Genomic DNA, 18514 nt, shown 5'->3' with positions numbered 1-18514 from the left:
ATTCTGCATTAAAAACCGGGCTATCCCTTACAAAGGATCGCCCGGTTTTTTACTTTGCCTAAATACCCAATTGTTCCCTTACGATAATAACGTGAATTCTGTCTTTATCCGCCGGCATCTGGCCATTGATAACCGTATAGCAGCGGCATACCCGTTCAGGAGAATTGCAGTTTGAACATTCGCCAGTTTTGGCGCAGGGTGTCGAGCGCCCTAGTTTTTTTGTCAGCTCGGGCGCCACCTTTTCCTTAAGACGCTGCCAAGCTTCTTCCTGATCCTTGACGATTTTATTTTCGCCAACTACAATAATCACTTTGTCTGGCCCAAACATCATGGCTGCTACGCGATTACCTTTTCCATCGATATTTACCAGTTCGCCATCCAGTGTTAGCGCGTTAGCGCTAGTAAAGTAAACATCTGCCAGCATCCCAGCTTTACGGCGTTTTAGGTTTTCAGCGGCAGAGATCCCCGGTTCGAATTGATTAATTACTTTGTAGGAGCCATTTACTATGGCGTCAAATATTCCTACCTCTCGAAGAGTAAGAGAATTCCCCATCGCAACCGTTGCCCCCTGAGGTATTAAACCCAACGCAAGGTGCCTGGCCTCATCGCTATCATTCGCGATGTATGCCTGAATATTAATCGAGCCAAGCTTTTCAATCAGCTTATCCATAGACGATCCCTGCCTTTTTGGTGTTTATCATCTACAGTATTATGCTCTTATTGAAAAATTTAACAACATATTTTCTGTCACCCCGGCAAGCTGCATAACAAACATCATTTCACCGCATACCCGCTTGCAGCCGCTGTAGGGCACAAAGCCACGGTCAGAAGAACGGCGGATGTTTTCAAATTCAAAACAACTCACCCTTAAAGGCCCGCTGCATCAGGCTGTTGAAGTTGTTTTCCATTTCCACCAAGCTTTGCTGCATGAGGGCTTTTTGTTGTTCGGTTTTTTCGACAATGGCGGCGAATTGGTTTTGGAGTTGCACTGGGGTAATTGGGACCAATATTCCTCTGATAGCATCTTTTGTAATAGTTTTTGTTACTGCACCCCTAACATTGTTTAATATTAATGATTTGCCACTCGCTGTATTGAATAAATGGTATACATAGATATTGTTCAATCCACTCAATAGTCTTATCATAAATTGATTCATACCAAGTGACACCGGGCGTTCTAAACATGGCATCAAGTAGACCTTTCCGGCACTACCTATTTTATTGATTATTAGCTCACCACCATAAACTTTAGTCTTAGTCAAAAATTCATATGCATCTTTCGTTATGTATTTTACATTCTTGAAAAAATTTCCGTTCTCTAAATCAGTTGTTCTCACCATCAAAGCGTAATTTTTTTGATCAAGTAACTCGACGTTATCACGTAAAACTTCGTAACTACCATTTGCATGATAATCTGTAAGTATATCAATATAATCGCCCAAAGGCTTTCTAATCCATCCTTTGGGATTAGATATCGGATCTCCAAACATCTCCAAAAACACACTCTGCACAAACTCGTCCAGTTTGACAAGCTGCTCTTTGCGTTTGTCGATGAGTTCCTGAGCTTTGTCCAAAACAGCGGCAATTTTTTTCTGGGTTTCGAGGGGGGGGAGGGGAATTTTTATTTCATCAAAGTATTTTTTGGTAATATGCTTCATTGTGGAACCATGTGTATACTTTTCCATCTCACGCAACACTTTGAATATTGCGTATTTAAAAAAAGATTTATCTATTTCAATTTTGTCAAATACAACCTTAAAAATGTGTTGATTCAATAAAGCTTGTTGCCCTGTCCACTGGTACACTCCAAGGCTAGCAGACCAAGAGATTAAGATATCACCTTTATTTACTATATACTTCTCTAAATAATTGCCTTGATAATAGTTAAAAACGCCGCTTGTATTAGTCAGATTCTGAATTCGGATAATAGGAGTCCCTTCTGTACTCCATTCTTCAGGTTTAAACGCATACCCATTTACATATGTTGCAGCATCCCGAAGAGCCACCCATTTGTATTTCACAATAAGAAGTCCTCCAGTTCATCTATCCCTTCTTGGATTTCTTTTTCAAGATGTTTAATTTTGTCTAATAGTATTTGGGGATGCTCATACTCCACTTCCTCATGCTCTATTTCCTTATACTTATTAATCGACAAATCATACTCATTACCCACGATCTCTTCTTTCGGCACAAAGAACGACTTATCTGTCCGTTGTCTGGTTGTTTCGTCCTGCAAGTTCTTAAACCGCTCAATAATATCATCTATATCATTATCCTCAATCACATTACGCTTATCATCCAGGGAATACCCATCAGCCTGCATATCATAGAACCAGACGGTATCTGTCCTACCGCCTTTGGTGAAAATAACTACGGCGGTAGACACTCCCGCATAGGGTTTGAACACGCCGGAAGGCATGGAGATAATGGCTTCCAGTTGGTTCTCTTCGATGAGGGCTTTGCGAATGCTTTTATGAGCGGTGGAGGAGCCAAACAGCACCCCGTCAGGGACAATCACGGCACACCGGCCGCCTAGGTCCAGCGTTCGCAACATTAAGGCCAGGAATAACAGCTCAGTCTTTTTGGTTTTTACCACTTTCCGTAAGGAGGCATTGATATCCCCTTCGTCCAGGCTGCCTTTAAAGGGCGGATTGGCCAGGATCATGGTATAGCGGTCTTTGACTTCATAGCGGGAGGACAATGCGTCAGCATAAGAGATGTTCGGCTTGTCAAAGCCATGGAGCATCAGGTTCATGGAGGAAATACGCAGCATAGAGGTATCAAAGTCGGTGCCATGAAACATGTGATTATAATAATGGTCTCTCTGAGCGTCAGTCAGTTGGTCGCCGATCTTATCATGAACATTGCCGTCGTCGTCGGTAAACACCAAAGCAGGGCTGGTGTATTTGCGCAAGATATGTTCGGCTGCCGTTACCAGGAACCCCGCTGTACCGCAGGCCGGATCACAGATGACATCGTCAATGTTCGGGTCTAGCAGTTCCACCATCATTTTGATAATATGGCGGGGCGTCCTGAATTGACCGTTCACCCCGGCGGTGGACAGCTTGGACAGCAGGTACTCGTATAAATCCCCTTTGGTATCCTGGTCATCCATATTCATGCCGTCGATCAGTTGTACGGCTTCATGTAACAGGCTGGGCTTTTGGATCATAAACACAGCATCTTTCATATATTCATAAAAGGCGGTGTTCTCCTCTTTGCCATAGGTTTTGATAAAGGGAAATACTTTCTCCAGCATGATATCCAGCATTTTTTGCGAGTCGTAATGGCAAAAAACAGACCAGCGGCAGGCTTCGCTGGTAAAGATGGACTGGTGCGGCCGGCCTAGCTGGTTGGCTTTTCTCTCTTCCAATATTTCTCTGTCATCAAGGCGTTTGATAAATAACAGGTACGATATCTGTTCCACAACAGTCAGGGGGTTGGAAATGCCCCCTGACCAAAAATTATCCCATAATCGATCTACTTTGCTGCGCAGCTCGGTATTAAGCATGTTTTTCCTCCAACTCTACTTCTACTTTGTAGGGTGTAATAAGTGCAAAGACTTCAGGGGTGATTTTGCCGCCGAAAATCCCGTCAATACCACTTTGACTACGGGTGGTATAGGGCGGCTCGTACAAGGCTGCAAAGGATATTCCTTTATTTTTAATAATGTCGTTTTTAATCATTTCCAGGGTACTAATCTGCATAGCCGACATTTTCCCGCTATGGGACTGGATAAATTGGCTAAAGCGGTTATCCAATTCCTCCACATCCACCCCCACGAACCGTCGTAGCAGTCCTACCAGGTCGCTTTGCTTGACCTGGGCTGTGTGCGCCAGCTCGGCAAGGGTAAATTCCACCCGCCCGGAACTAAAAATCTGATAGATGGTATCGATATCCTGCGCCGTCAGCAGCTGCCCGCGACGGATTTTTTGAATGACCAGCTGCATATCGAGCTGTGCTTCCAGGGCTTTCTTAACCCGTTCTACATAGGGGTCCATATTGGTGGTATAACTGGCAGTCGCTTCTTTAATCTTGAGCACTTCCTGCTCAGTATCGGCAATATCCAGTTTTAGAAAAGCCTTACCAGGTTTGTCACCACGATATTTCATGAAGTCCCTTAGCGTCTGCCTGGCTTTTTCCACGGCGTCATAATCGGCCTGGCGCCAGATGGCAGGGTTCATTAATTCGATCACATATTCACGGATATGATTAAATTGGTTGAGATTTAAGCGCAAGCGGGAAAGCTCGTAAACAATGCTTTCGATATGCTCGTCCAGTTTGGGATCGTCTTTCAATTTTAAGAGCTGCATGCGAACCATCTGATTATCAAACCAGAGCGCATCTTTTTGCCCTTCCACATCCACCCACTGCATGAGTGGTGCAACCTCCATTTTCAGCTTGGTTGTCAGCTCAGCACTGAGGATATTCCAGGTTTGGTCAAGCTTTAGCCACTCCAGCATCTTCCAGTTTTTGCGCACCTCTACCGAGGCAGCAGGCAGCGCCTCCAGGTCTTCCCGGATGGCAGTCACCAGCTCAGCCTGTTTATCTGTCAAACCCTTTTGCCCCAGGTTCTGCAGCAGTTGAATTCTAAGCTCCAGACGCATTTGCAGCGCCGCTTTGGACTGGCTGGGTAAATTGCCATCTGGTTTGATATCAAAAAACTCGAAGTTCTTCCAGTGATCCAAGACCATAAAATATTCTTTGTGCTGGCCTTTACCGAACAGGTCGGGGCACAGGCGTGTCCCCCGGCCCAGCATTTGCATAAACTTGACTTTGGAATAAACCGGCTTGGCAAATACCAGGTTGACCACTTCCGGCACGTCGATTCCGGTATCCAGCATATCTACCGATATGGCGATGCGCGGCCTGTCTTTTTCTTTAAAATCGTTAAGCAGGTCATCTTTGTTTTTTATCTCGGAATGAATGATGGCAGCAAGACTACCGTTGTACTGGGGATATAACTCTTCATCAAACAACTGGATAAGCAGTTTAGCATGTTTTATATTACGGGCAAAGAGTATGGTTTTTCCAATATCATCCCCAACCCGAATGCCTTTGGTCATAAGGGTTTGCAGGATGAAGCGGTTGGTATCTTTATTGGTGACAAATTCTTCAAGGGCCTCTTTGTCAAAATTGATCTGGCTTTCATCCAGCCCGTTCTCTTCGATTTGCTGTTTCTGTTCCTCGGTTAGATTCTCCCATTTGATGCCTTGACGGAGTATTTTGGTGGTAGCGTCTAAGGCTTTATAGCGCAGCAAATAGGGCGGCAGATGCTCGCACGCCTCTTCATAGGGATAGTAAAAGGTCGGATCACCATCAGGACAGGCAAAAATGGTAAAGGTATTGCGATTAATATAGCCCACAGGCGTAGCGGTCAGTCCGATAATATGGGCATCGAAATACTCGAGAATGTCCCGGTAGGTTTGATAAATACTGCGGTGGGATTCATCACAGATAATCACATCAAAAAAGCCCACGCTAAATTGAGTATAATAGCGAACCATGGTCTGATAGGTGGCAAAGTATAAACTGCTTTCCCGGTTGTCGGCATTGGCCCCGGTGATTCGGGTGCTGGTGGTTTCCGGCATAAATACCTTAAAACTGTTTTTCTGTTCTTTGGCCTGTTTGACAAGCTCGTCCCGGTCAGCTAAAAACAGAATGCGCTTGGCCCATTGGGCATTCATCATGCCTTTGGCGAGGGCAATGACTGTCCGCGTTTTGCCGCAGCCGGTAGCCATGACTAGCAGTGCTTTGCGCCCGCTGTTATCAAATTTTTCATAAACCCGTTTAATGCCTTCAATTTGATAGGGACGTCCTGCGATACTGCCGTCAATGGTTACTGTGCTTAACGGCTGTTTATTCTGATGTTGAAAGAATAAATATTCCATATCGCTTAAGGTATAGAAACCCCATATCTGCCGCGGCGCACTGTACCGGTCATCCCAGATAAATATTTCATGTCCGTTGGTATAAAAAATGACTGGGCGGACTCCGTGCATTTTTTCCAGGGCATCAGCGTACAGCTTTCCTTGATGACGTCCTGTTATGGCATCGGTTGCCGTCTTCTTGGCTTCAATAACAGCGATCGGTTGTCCTTTTTTATCCCAAAGGACATAGTCGGCACGGCCTTTGCCGGATTTATTGGGGAACGGTGTTACTTGATATTCCCGTTCCACCTGACGCTTATCGCCTGTATCCCACCCGGCTTCCTGCAGCATAACGTCAATCAGTTCCTGGCGGGTTTGCTCTTCTGTAAGACCAAGGGTATTGGTGACTACTGCCACAGCTTCCTCAGTCTGCTGCTGGTCGGGAGGATTGGCTGCCAGTTTTTTCTTGAGTTCATCCAGTTCCTTTTGGTAGGCTTCTTTCAGTGCCTCAAATTCCTTAATATAGGCATCTTCATCCACTTGTATTTTGACTACTGCCTGTTTCTTAACCTGTGACCAATTGAAGGTCAACGGGAAGAGCGATTTATCCCCGGTGACTTTGGCATAAAACCAGGCAGCTAATTTATATATGCTTAGTAAACATTTCTTGGCATCTTCTAAATCGTTATGTCCGTCATGGGCCGCTTTATTGCCAATTCTCCGTACGATATCGAACAAATCTGGTATTGCACTATTGATGTTATTCTTACGCAGAACCTGTATCTTATCGTGCTGACTAAGGCTGTAATCCATATTCAGGTTCAAAGCAACTATAACAAGATCCATAAGTTTTTCTGAGAATATCCTCATTTTAAATAAAGCCGCATTGGGATCGCTGGTTATGTATTGCTCTGCCAAACGTGCATTATCCGCCAATACCGGCCAGCTTTTATCTAAAAATGCGAAGTTGGACATAGGTACCTCCAAATGATATCAAGATACAGCTTATTGACTACTTCTCTACGGCAATTTTTTATACCTCTATTTTCTCAATGCTACATGTCGCTAATCGTTCCTATCCAATCTATTTTTCACCGTTACAACCTAGCACACCACCATCTGCCACAGGGGATCAAACAACTGGAGATCCTACAAAACAGATAAGAAAAGACTTGGCTTGTGCCAAGTCCCTCAGGACGCCGACAGAAGCCTTAGTCGTTCTTATGTCAACAGAATTGCATTATAAATTCTGGTAGACCAAAAAAAGAGACTGCATTGAAACACTAGCTTCAACGCAGCCATCGTACTCAGGTATTATCAGAGACCAGAACAAGTCACCCGACAGCAAATCTAATACGACCTGACCCATTCTTATAATAGTAGTTAATAGAAGTAAACTCCTGCTTAATCTGTAGGTTCTGAAATACTGTAAAGTTGCCGCTGGAGTCAACTACTTTTATATCCCATTTACATACACTGTTGTCTAAATTGAAAATAACATTTCTTTGCTTGCCGCAGCGCAACTCTGTACCTTCAAGAACTTCTTGCCACTCTTCAGAATTAGCTGGACATATAAACAGCGCGGTAACATGGTATGGGGAATTGTTAAGAATAGTCATCTCTTGCTGCTTTACTTCGCTGTATGAACAATCCACACGGGCTGATGAATGTACATTTTCTATCGGCAAACATAGCAACACTAAAGCAATAAACAATGAGAAAAAACCAATTTTTCTTTTATAGAACTGCATTACTATTACCTCCCTCGGATAATCCCCTGGTAAACGAGTGATTCACTCCAGGCAAGAATCTTGGTTACAGTCTTGACGCGATAACTTTCGCCACTTTTTCCATCATTGCTAAATCTACATACGTCCTCTCACTGCCAATAAATATCAGGGTATCGCCTTTGCGGAACCACAGCTGATCGACCTGATTCGGTGATACAGCTGTCTTAGGACCCCAAAAAGCATACTCCATCGGTTTATAATCTTGGCAACGAAACTCTTGGTAGTACCGCTCATAATCACTGCCTCTTAAAACCTGAATCATCAAAATAGCTTGCCCCTCAGCGGTTGAATAAGTCAAGTCATAAGCTTCCCCGCTTTTTTTCGAGTCAATAGATTTCAGTTTTAGCCCAGACTGACCTGTAATGCTTTCCACATCTTTTACCGTAAGGTATCTGCCATAATCTGCAGCCTCCGTTTTAGCAGCTGGCTTTGTCACTGTCGGTGCCTGCGCCTGAGCCGCAGAGTTTTTGCTTACACCGCCCTTAGCTTCGTCGTCCCAGCCGAGAGCCACCACCGCCAACACCACAACCAACATGCCAGCAATAAATCCATAAATCAATTGTTTATTCATAAATATACCCTTTCCTTTTCTGTTTAACAGTATTTTATTCACTACCTACAAACAAAAATGACTCTTTAATAATTTCCCCCATAAAACACCACCTCAAAAAACAAACTCAGTGCCAAACTAACAGCAACAAATCAATAAAAAAAACTAATTCACCTTAATAATAAAGTGAATCAGCCTTGAAAGATACTATACAAAAGTATACTTTTTAGCCTGCTGCAGCGGACAAAGAGGACACAACAGCCGGGGGTTGTGTCCTCTTTTATTTTTTCAATAGTTCCCTGTCTCGCCTGTCTTCACGTCCCCTCGTCTTTCCTGTCTGGATGCGGATGAACTCTGTATCTCCGCTTTTTCTGGAGCTTATTGGCCTACGGTCTACATTCAAGCACCCACAGCAAAGCAGACGGCAAAATCTATGGTTTCGCCGCCTGCTTTAGATTTATCCTATTAGAAAAAGTAATTGAATGTCGTCTGGAAATTGTTGTTGGTCCAGTCATTCTGAATCGATTTGACATTTTCCGCCGTCAATGTCAGTTGTACGTTTTTCCAGGGCACCCAGACATAGTCGAACCGCCACGCATTGACACCGTCAAAGGTATTCTGCCAGGAGCCGCCGGTGTCTTGCGTCAGAGGCACCCAGCTGAACGCTCCCCGGTTTGCATAGCCCGCAACTCCTGAAGGCATATGTCGGTAAGAGAGCCCCCAGCCATGATCCCCAACCTGATTCGGATTGACCATGCTGGTATACAGGGCCGGCATATAGTTAGTGGCTTTGTAGCGAGACTGCAATGCCACGAAGTAACCGGTCTTGCCGTTATACGCCGCGCCTTCACCATAGTTTTTCGCCGCTTCGAACGACAGAGCCAGACCACCGGAATCGGGAATTTCAAACGCACCATTAATGACTCGCAGATCAATATCCCGCACTGCATCGCTAAAGTCGTTCTTCAGTGCATAAACGCCGAAATCCGTTTTTTTGTCCGGCCTGTAGGTCGCTTCCGCCAAATTGATATTTTGGCTGCTGGCATGGGCATTGGCCAAACGCACTGTCAGTTTGTCCAGCTTTTTCGTGTAATATATTCCTTCGGTGTCACCGGTATTGCCATAGAACGCGCCTTTACCGGGGTACAGCATCATTTTTCCCATCTCCACCGTACCGCCGGCAATATTTTTGCCGGTTAACCAGAACCGGTCAAACCGGGGACTTTCTGCAGTGGTGCTTTTCAGATTCCATTTGGCTTGAACCAGCCGCGCATCCCACTGCCAGCGGTCACCCACCGGCACATTCAAATAGAGCCGGATCCGTTCCATAAACTGGGTCGAGTCCTTTATATCGCCATTAGTGAGCCAGGCACCGCCATCTCCTTTGCCAAGACTGGTGGCTACGCCTTCCAGTCGGTTATCAAAATAAAAGTTTACTTTTGCTTTTTCCTCAACCTTGGCAACCCGTTTCTCGACTTTGTCCATGCGGGCACCCAGCTTGTTCAAATCACCGTTAAATTCTACCGCCAGTTTCTCAATAAGTGCCTTTTGCGACGCATCGGCCTGTTCCAGTTTCGTCATAGCATTGGCCACCATTACCGCCATTTCATAGCGGGTAATATTGTATGTACCGTTAAAACGTCCCTGATCACCGGACACGATGCCAGCTTTGGCCAATTGCTGCACAGCTCCATATGCCCAGTGTCCGCTGGGTACATCCGCAAAAACCGGCTGTTCTTCCGCGAAAACCGCTATGCTGGGTGCATTAACAGCCAGCATCAGTCCGGCGGCCACTACGGCCAAAAAATTCTTTTTCATTCCCATTCCCCTCACTTTTCTGCCAATATTCTGATATTTTATTTCTGGCCAAACCCCAGCGGTACGTGATTCTCATTCCCCCTTTCCCACACCGCCCGGATGGCAGATTTTACCATTGAAATACCGCCACTGCCACAGACAGACCTACACCTGAACCGACCATCACCACCCGGTCGCCGGGGCGGATGCGCCCTGCTTTTAAGGCCTCATGCAGCGCCATGGGAATACAAGCTGAGCCGGTGTACCCGAACCGGTCCATGATACAGGTGGTTCTGTTCAATGGCAACTGTAGAATCGCCATAACTTCCTCAATCACCCACCGGTTGATCTGGGTAAATAAAATATGATCGATCTCCGCCACCGTCATGCCGGCCCGCGCCACTGCCTCCGCCACCAGTCCCGGCCACATTTGAATGTTCCGGTCCGGTGGCAGCGGTTTTAAAAAGGTCAGCAAATGTTTTTTCTCCCTGATCATCTCTTCGGTGAGCGGATATTTGGTTCCACCGCCATAAATGCCGAGAAAGTCATATTGGGTGCCGTCCGCATACAACCGTGACGCCAGATAACCGGATTCACCTTCGGCTCCCTGCAGGATGACAGCGCCGCCGCCATCGGCAAAAATGGCTGCAACCCGGCTATTGGTAAGATCCGCGTACTTGGACATGTTATAGACACCGCAAACCAGCACGTTGTTATACTGACCGCCGTAACCAATCATCCGGGCCGCCGTATCCAGCGCCGCCACAAAGCCAGCACAGGAAGCATTCAGATCAAAAATACCGGCGTTGACCGCCCCCAGCCGACCTTGAATCACTGCCGATGTGGGGGGACTGATATATTCAGGAGTATCGGTGGCCACAATCACCAGGTCAATGTCCGCCGGAGTCAAACCGGCGTCGGCAATGGCCGCCCGGCTGGCTTCATAGCCAAGATCGGCGCTGGACAAATCCGGGCCGGTCAGGTAACGCTGACGGATTCCCACCTTTTTTTCAATGGACTCAGGCAGCGGTTCACCCAGTTTCGCCTCCAAATCCGCATTGGTTTCCAAATAGGGCGGCACATAAAAACCTGTGCCGACAATTCGCGCCCTACGCATTAGTTGCAGCCTCCTTCCGCGGCATTCGAGACAGTTTGCCGCGCCACATCCTCCAAAAACACTTCCAGCGCTTGATTGTACTCTGCCGGATTCTCCAGTTTGCACATATGGGCGGACCGTGACAGTATCCTCAGACGCGCCCCAGCAATGGCCCCATGCAGATACCGGGCATACTCCGGCGGTGTTGTCCGGTCACTGTCACCCACCAGAATCAGTACCGGCAATTGCATCTTCCCGTGAAACTGGCGAAAATCCGAGCGGATTGTACTGATGGTAGCCTGACGGTAGCTTTCTTTCCGATTGGCCGCAAACATGGCCGTCAGTTCGTTCCTGATTTCATTTCCGGTTGCCGGGTGACAGGCGCCGGTCACAATCTTTCCGGCAAATTCCGCCATCGTCATTTGATCAATATTGCGCAGTCTTTCTTCCAGCCCTTCCGTCCCCATGGGCGGCGGATAGAAACCGGCGCTGGCGCTCAGCGTCATGCTCAGCATTCGCTCCGGCTGATGCGCCGCCATTTCCTGGCTTATCAGCCCCCCCATGGAGTGACCTACAAAATGGGCCTGACCTATCCCCAAAAAGTCCAATAGGGCCAGACAGTCATCGGCAAACCGCCGGATAGTGATTCCCTCCTGCCCGTCGCCGCTTTCTCCATGCCCTCGCAAATCCGGAGCAATCACCCGGAACTTTTTCTCCAGATACTCCTGCTGGCAACGCCAGGAATCTCCTGTCTCGCCCAATCCGTGAATCAGCAAAACAGCGGCACCGGCACCCCGGTCATCGTAGCGTAGTTTTAAACCGTCAATGTTCACAGTATGTTTCAACTTCCCACCTCCCCTCGTTTTAGTTTCCTTGACCGCTTCAGCATAACGGCTAAGGGGTACCCGGACTCAATGATCCCTAGTCTGCCACAGAGTGTTTCTGAAGAAAATCCCAGAGCAATGCCATGAATTCCGCCGGTTTTTCGATCTGGGGCGAATGGCCGCAACGCTCTATAATATGAATCCGGGCCTCTGGCAAAGCCTCGATGGTGGCTGCCATTTGTTCCAGCGGAATAATTAAGTCCTCCCGGCCGTGGATCAGCATGACTGGTTTGCCGATCTCCTGCATCCGGCCCATCAGATTGGTATCACTCATTGTTTCCGGATTATCCCGGTAGATGTTGACCGCACACCGGCTGGCATCAACAAAGGCCTGCTCGGCAAACCCAGAGCTAGGCGAATATTGCATGCAGGCGCCGATCGCCTGCCGCAGCACTTCCCGATCTTTAATCAGGAGTTCAAACATGGCACGCTTCGCATCATCCAGTCCCAGCCCATCCATCGGCACACTGTCAACCAGCGTCAGCGTCCGGACCCGCTCCGGGTGCTGCAGCGTATAATAGGCAGAAATCAGTCCACCCATGGAATGGCCTACCAAATGAAACTCCTGTAAATTAAGCTGCAACACCAACCCATGGATATCTTCGGCAAACTGATCAATGCTGTAGCCTACATCCGGATGGCCGCTATCACCGCAGCCCCGCAAATCCATCGCCACTGCCCGCAATCCAGGCGGCAGGCCGGTCAAAACCGGATCCCACCAACGTAACGAGGCCACATTGCCATGCACCAGCAAAAGTGTATTACTCCCATGTCCACGCACAGTATAATGCATATCAAAATCTTTCAAACGCAAAAAAGACATCCGTTCCACCTCTCATTCAGTCCAACTTCTTGTTAATAGTAGCATCAGGCAATTACAAACCGGTTACAAACCCTTTTGAATGACCAAGGGGTTATGGAAAACTTAGAAATAAGCTTTCCATAACCCCTTGCGTTTTTCACATTGCAGCGCACTGATTAAATTTCTCATTCCCCTCTATACCGTAAGCAGCTCTGTGGCGCTGCCAACGGTCAAATCAGCACGGCCCTCAACTCTCGGTCAATCGCTCGTAAAGCTCCCGCGTCCCGCTTGACGGCCGGATGCCCAGTTCCTGCGCAAACACACTGCAGCAGCGTTGGTAGGTTCGGACCAGCATCACTTGGTTCTGCAAATGGTGGTAACACAGAAGCTGCAGCTGGTAAGCCCGTTCCCAGCAGTTATCCCTTGACAGCATTGCTTCCGCCCAGTGCAGTCCTTCGTCATAGTTTCCCTTTCGTATGCACAAACGGGACAGATATTCCAGTGCCCGGAAATAAAGTTTTCGTAGCCGTTCCCGCTCTGCAAAAGAACTTTCATCCGCTGCCTCCTCCAGATAATCACCTTGATACAGCGCCACAGCCTCCCGCAACAAGGTCTCCGCCGTCGGATTTTTCCCTTTCAGCAGTATGACCGCCTCGCCCACCAGCTGTTCAAAGCGCGGGGCATCCAGCTCAATATTTACTGCTTCGTTCAACCAGTACGTCGAACCTTTGCGAATAATGAACCGGCTGGGTGTCCGGGGACCCCGGCCGGGATCAAGTACGTTCAACAAATTAGACAAGGCCACCTTAAACCGTGTATTGGCACTGGCAAAATCATCTTCCGGCCACATCTGCACCATGGCGATTTCTTTGTGCAGACCGCACTGCCGGTGGCTTAAAAGCAGACGAAGCAATTGCCGCGAACTCTCCCGTCTCCACTGGGAACCGGTAATCTCGCATTCATTCCGCCAAACGCGAAAACTCCCCAGAGTTTGGATTTTCAGCCCCTCGGCAAAAAGCGGTGTCCTGCCGGCAATCAGCTCCGCCGGGGCACCGTCCAGTTTCAGTCGCTTGGCCTGTTCCTCCAGTCCCAGGACGGAAAATCCGCCTATATTCCCCAAAAGCGACGGTTGATCATTTAGGAAGTAGGCCTGATTCTCCCGGCAGAGCCGGGAATATTCATAATAAGCCTGCCTGAACTGCCCGTCGTTTTCCTGTTGCAGCAAACGCCAGCAATCCCACCAGGCCGATGCCGTACGTCCCAGATCATCTCCACAGCGGGCGAATAATTGTCCGGCCCGCTGCAGATATCCCTCCGCTTCCTGATAGCAGTTGCAAAGCACTGCGCTCATGCCCAGACTATGCCAGGCCACGGCGGCAAACCACCAGTCCCGGAAACGTTCGGCAATGCTTATGCATTCCTGTCCGCACTCCAAGGCAACCGGCCAGTTGCCCCGCAGTGCGTGCCAAAGTCCTTTTCCCTGCAAGATTTCTCCCTGAAGCCGGACAATATTCAATTCCCGGCTTAAAAGCGTTGCTTTTTCGTAAGCATCCCAGGCCGCCTGCCGCTCTTCTTCCCCCGCGCCGAGCAAACCATGTCCCATTCGCACGTATCCCATCATAATCACAAAAGGCGACCGCAGTTTTTCACCGGCGGCGACAGCCTCCCGCGCCGCCACCAGTGCCGGTTCCCGCTGTCCCAGGTATACGTGGCACAAGGAAATGATCAGCAGGCTTTCCCGGAAAGAATAACTGATCCTCTCCGCCGACTGCCGCACATTGTCTTTTCCCCGCAACAACTGCAGCGCCCGGTGAGGCTGACCGGTCCGCACCAGAATTCTCGCCCGCAGATTATTGCGATCCTGTAAGGCAAACGGATAGTATACGCGGCTGGCCAGCCGCAAATACCGCTGCGCCTGCCGCGTTCTTCCCTGATTCACCAAATTCTCCGTCATGAGTTCCAGAAGTTCCGCCTTGTCTTTTTTCATAGACGCAGGCAGTACCTTGTAGGATCGGCGCAGCAGCAGCTGAGCCTCCAGCGGCTGAATGGTATCCAGATATACTTCAGCCATATGCCGGTAAGCCCGGCTGACTCCAGCTGCATTGTCTTCTTTCCGGCATAGTTGAGCCGTCCTTTTGTAGAGCAATAGTGCCTGCTGGTAGTTATTGCTGTAACGCTCCTCTTCTCCTAACGCCAGTAGAATATCCGGACTTTCCCGCCAGTCCAGCGGCAAGTATTCCAGATAGCGGGCCAGCAGACGGCTCCGCCCGCTGTAAATCAATTCCAGAGCCAAGCTCCCCAGACATTGCCGCGCCTCTTCCCAGCAACCTGCCTGCACAAATTGCCGCAGCGCCGCTTCATTGTCTCCCTGCTTCCGGTAATAACTCCCTGCCCGCCTCTGCAATTCGCTTATATTCTCCAGATATTTCTCCGCTTCCCGGCGCAGAAACTCCTGAAAAAGATGATGATAGCGGTAAAAGCCAAGGCTTGTCTCCACCACAAACAGTCCTTGCCTCCGGGCCGCATCAATATGCCGGCCGGCCGCAGCATCTCCAAAAATATCCCGGCACAGCCGGCTGTTGAATAGATCCAGCAGCGCGCTGCGCAGTAAAAACTCCTTCATATCCTGCGACTGTCCCGCCAAAATATCCCTGGCCAGATACTGAAACAGTGCATCCAGGCGTCCGTCTTCCCATTCTTCGCCATCGCCAAAAGGATCCATCAGCCGGCTGACAGGCAGTTGCCGGTAATTGCCCATCATTTTGACTGCCATTGCCCAGCCTTCCGTGAACGAATACACCCGCTCCACATCCTCCGCAGTGTATGCACCTTCGCCGGCAGCAGTCTCCTCCAGACACCGCCGGATTTCTTCACGGTCAAAACTTAACTGCCTGGTTCCCAGGGAAAGAAGGCATCCGGTAATCATCAACCGCTGCACTTCTTTCAGACTCACTTGCAGCCGGGTCAGGAGCACCACACGAATTTCCTGCGGCCGCCGGGCCAGAAAACGGTCAAAAAACTGTTGAATTTCCGGATCATCCTGCACCAAATGCCAATCATCCACCACCACGACTCCAGGCCTTGCCCCCCCTCCGGACAGTTCTTCCAAACCGGTCAGCAGCAGAGAAAATGCCATTTTCCAGTCAAACTTATCCTGTTTCTCCACCTGCTCCCTGTACCACGCCGCAAGGCCGGGAACGCTTGCTTCCAGCGCCCCGGCCAAATAAAGAGAAAAATTATAGACGTTGTCATCCTCCGGTCCTGCGGTATACCAGCCGCAAGGCAGAAAGTAATTTTGCAGCGCCTGCACCACTGCCGTGGTTTTCCCATACCCGGCGCCGGCCGTAATGACCGTCACCGGGTAGGCATCCAGTTCTCTGATGATTTCCGTCAGCAGTTCTCGCTGGACCAGACCGTTATCCAACCGGGGCATGGTCAGCTTGCTTTTCAGCAATACTATGGACCGCATATTTCTTTCCACCTCTGCAACTTGTTTCAATCATTTTATTTCTCCGGCACGTATTCGTCCGGCTGTTTGGGATTGTTTTTGGGGTTATTTTTTTCTGTATCAGGTTTTACCGGCTGATTCGTATTTTTGTCGGACGAATCCGCAGCCGGGATCATTTCCGACGCCGCCAATGCCGGAACAGCTGGTAGGGATACCAGCAAAAATGCAGCGGTCAGACCCGCACCTATAATAGATTTCCAATTCATCATATCACATCACGCCTTTCCAATGATACATTCTATTTATGCCAATGCTGCTGGGAGCGTCCCTCAAGAACGCTCCCAGCAGTTGGCGGTACCGCTATAATTAATAAGGATCCACCAGTTGTCCGTTATTCAAATCGTAGACCTTGCCGCCAGCTGCGGCCGGAATAGTTTTATTCGCCGGCGGCTCCTTGCCATTTTCCACCCAATCCACCAAAGCGTCAAAGGATTGGTGCACATAGGGCAGTACCGGCTGAATGACACCGTTGGGATCACGCTTGGGATCATTTGCCCAACCGTCCAAGTGGCTTCCCCGCTCCACCAGATACAGACGGTAAATATCTTTGTGACCGGCTTTTTCTACCAGTTCCTGATAGGGCAGCGCGCAGTCCCGCACAGTGCAAAGCGAATCGTAGGTACCGAATACACTGATCAGCGGCTTGCTGATGTTGCCTGTATTTTTGATCAGATCCATGTTGCGCTTCGCTTTAGCCGGACGTTTGGCAAAATCATACTCTGCCCATTCCCGGGGATTTTTCAGAAATTCGGTCCAGCGGATTCCCGGCAGGAAGTCTGGGTCAATACGGGTACCGTACAGGTACGGAATGCTGCTCCAGTAAATATCGTAGTACTGGGGCCAAATAAATTCAGAGCCTGGTTCCATATATTGATACAGTGCCTTTTGCGCCGCTTCTTTCTGCTCTGGTGTGGCATCTTTGTCTTTGTACAGCGTCCAGCCGTGTTTAATGTAATCCCGGAAAACATTCAGCGCGTTGTGGCTGGTGGGATGCCAGAACATGCCTTCCCAGTCCACGCCGCCGTCGTAGAGATCTCCAAAACGTTCCAGCGCATAACGTACTGCGTAACCACCATTAGACTGTCCAATCAGATAAGTTCTGGAAGGGCTGTAACCATAGATTTTTTCACAAACCAGCTTACCGGCCACCGTGGCCTGTTTCAGCCGCTCCCCCCATTCCTGGACCGAGTCATCCACTTCCTTGCCTTCCGGCACGGGGCCAAAAGCGCTGAATGCACTGCGCCAGTTCATCCATACGGTTCCGTCCTTGTCCAGCGTCCGGTCAAGATCCGGCAAGGTTTCCGGCGTGGTCCCCTTGTCGGAAGTGACATAAGCATACCCCTTGGGTAAAACATAATCGGAAAAAGTGGTGTCAGAAGACCAGTACGGACGAATGCCCGGCGATGGTGACGCCACCAGTTTGCCGTTCCAGTTATACGGCAAGCGGATGCAAAACTGGGAATCCTCGAAATAACCAGTGATCATATAGCCGGGAACAGCTTCCTGCGGTGTGTACCACTTCGGTCGAACCGCTTTCTTTTTATCCCCGTCTTGAATAAAATCATTGGGCGCCAAAGCGGACCGGTTTAGTTCTCGGGCGGCCCATTCCTTGGCCGTCAGCCTATCTTTGTCACCAATCGTTGTCAGGTCGTCCACTTTTTGCACCACCACGGAATGGGCCCCGGGAATAAAGCTGGACATGGCCCAGGCGCTGCCGGCCGTCAGACAGGTGAGAAGCACTGTCAGCAGCCAAAGTCCCTTAAAATGAATTTTCATGATTGCCTCCTTGTGCGTTTTCTGAATTTTTCATTTTCATCATAAAGAAGACCAGTTACAGATCGGTTACACGCCTTTCACCAACATCCGACGGTAATGTTCCACCTCACTAAGGCTGGACAGGGTGATAGCAACTCAGTAAGCTAAATAACACGAAAAGTGCTTATTTTCGCAATTGAGTAAAATTTTATCGCGAACTAGCACTACTGCCCTTATGATGTGAATTGACAGGAGGTGACAGGATATGCCCTTATTAACCACGATAACCCGCTGCAAAGGCTGTGGCATTTGCATAGAGTTTTGCCCAAAGAAAGTCCTTGAACTCGATGAAATGGGTAAAATCAACGTCGCCCGCGAAACGGACTGTATTGCATGTGGTCAGTGTGAACTGCGCTGTCCGGACTATGCGATCTTCGTAACCAAAAACAAGTAGGAGGAATA

General features: G+C 48.9%; 15 protein-coding genes. 2 read left to right on the top strand and 13 right to left on the bottom strand.

Annotated elements, in window-relative coordinates:
• Positions 1–58: 58 nt before the first annotated feature.
• The 12 genes from B9A22_RS09795 to B9A22_RS09745 form a co-directional block, all read right to left on the bottom strand.
• The gene (locus B9A22_RS09795; RefSeq protein WP_084575554.1) at positions 59–670 is read right to left on the bottom strand and encodes a lactate utilization protein; all 612 of its coding nucleotides are present in this window, start codon (positions 668–670) and stop codon (positions 59–61) included.
• 39 nt (positions 671–709) lie between these two features.
• A complete protein-coding gene (locus B9A22_RS25395) occupies positions 710–865 on the bottom strand; it encodes a hypothetical protein (RefSeq protein WP_176215474.1) in 156 nt (51 codons plus the stop codon).
• Complete coding sequence (locus B9A22_RS09790; RefSeq protein ID WP_084575553.1) at positions 852–2021, bottom strand: restriction endonuclease subunit S; 1170 nt, start codon at positions 2019–2021, stop codon at positions 852–854. The genes B9A22_RS25395 and B9A22_RS09790 overlap by 14 nt, the downstream gene beginning before the upstream one ends.
• Positions 2018–3511 carry a type I restriction-modification system subunit M gene (locus B9A22_RS09785; RefSeq protein ID WP_084575552.1) on the bottom strand — a complete coding sequence of 498 codons (1494 nt, stop codon included), beginning with the start codon at positions 3509–3511 and terminating at the stop codon, positions 2018–2020. The genes B9A22_RS09790 and B9A22_RS09785 overlap by 4 nt, the downstream gene beginning before the upstream one ends.
• A complete protein-coding gene (locus B9A22_RS09780; protein WP_084575551.1) occupies positions 3504–6845 on the bottom strand; it encodes a DEAD/DEAH box helicase family protein in 3342 nt (1113 codons plus the stop codon). The genes B9A22_RS09785 and B9A22_RS09780 overlap by 8 nt, the downstream gene beginning before the upstream one ends.
• A 359-nt stretch (positions 6846–7204) precedes the next feature.
• Entirely contained in the window at positions 7205–7621 is a 417-nt protein-coding gene (locus B9A22_RS09775) for a hypothetical protein (protein ID WP_084575550.1), read from the bottom strand.
• 64 nt (positions 7622–7685) lie between these two features.
• A complete protein-coding gene (locus B9A22_RS09770; protein ID WP_139796223.1) occupies positions 7686–8231 on the bottom strand; it encodes a hypothetical protein in 546 nt (181 codons plus the stop codon).
• Between the two features lie 444 nt (positions 8232–8675).
• Positions 8676–10028, bottom strand: coding sequence for an S-layer homology domain-containing protein (locus tag B9A22_RS09765; RefSeq protein ID WP_176215473.1), 1353 nt, complete (start codon positions 10026–10028; stop codon positions 8676–8678).
• Between the two features lie 109 nt (positions 10029–10137).
• The gene (locus tag B9A22_RS09760; RefSeq protein WP_084575547.1) at positions 10138–11124 is read right to left on the bottom strand and encodes a 3-oxoacyl-ACP synthase III family protein; all 987 of its coding nucleotides are present in this window, start codon (positions 11122–11124) and stop codon (positions 10138–10140) included.
• Positions 11124–11948 (bottom strand): alpha/beta fold hydrolase, encoded by an 825-nt coding sequence (locus B9A22_RS09755; RefSeq protein ID WP_084575546.1) that lies wholly within the window; start codon positions 11946–11948, stop codon positions 11124–11126. Before B9A22_RS09755 ends, B9A22_RS09760 begins: the two co-directional genes overlap by 1 nt.
• Positions 11949–12024: 76 nt before the next feature.
• Complete coding sequence (locus B9A22_RS09750) at positions 12025–12810, bottom strand: alpha/beta fold hydrolase (protein ID WP_084575545.1); 786 nt, start codon at positions 12808–12810, stop codon at positions 12025–12027.
• Between the two features lie 226 nt (positions 12811–13036).
• Positions 13037–15742: an AfsR/SARP family transcriptional regulator gene (locus B9A22_RS09745; RefSeq protein ID WP_176215472.1), complete on the bottom strand. Its 2706-nt coding sequence runs from the start codon at positions 15740–15742 to the stop codon at positions 13037–13039.
• Between B9A22_RS09745 and B9A22_RS25390 the strand changes: the two genes are divergently transcribed.
• The gene (locus B9A22_RS25390) at positions 15743–16375 is read left to right on the top strand and encodes a hypothetical protein (RefSeq protein WP_176215471.1); all 633 of its coding nucleotides are present in this window, start codon (positions 15743–15745) and stop codon (positions 16373–16375) included.
• Between the two features lie 228 nt (positions 16376–16603).
• On the opposite strand, the gene B9A22_RS09735 is transcribed toward B9A22_RS25390, so the two are convergent.
• Positions 16604–18073: an alpha/beta hydrolase family protein gene (locus tag B9A22_RS09735; RefSeq protein WP_084575542.1), complete on the bottom strand. Its 1470-nt coding sequence runs from the start codon at positions 18071–18073 to the stop codon at positions 16604–16606.
• Between the two features lie 244 nt (positions 18074–18317).
• Here B9A22_RS09735 and B9A22_RS09730 point away from each other — a divergent pair, with 244 nt between their 5' ends.
• The gene (locus B9A22_RS09730) at positions 18318–18506 is read left to right on the top strand and encodes a 4Fe-4S binding protein (RefSeq protein WP_084575541.1); all 189 of its coding nucleotides are present in this window, start codon (positions 18318–18320) and stop codon (positions 18504–18506) included.
• Positions 18507–18514: the final 8 nt, after the last annotated feature.

The organism is Sporomusa malonica, from assembly GCF_900176355.1.
Taxonomy (GTDB): domain Bacteria; phylum Bacillota; class Negativicutes; order Sporomusales; family Sporomusaceae; genus Sporomusa; species Sporomusa malonica.
Note: the sequence above shows the minus strand (reverse complement) of the source record. Positions and strands in the feature narration are given on the sequence as shown.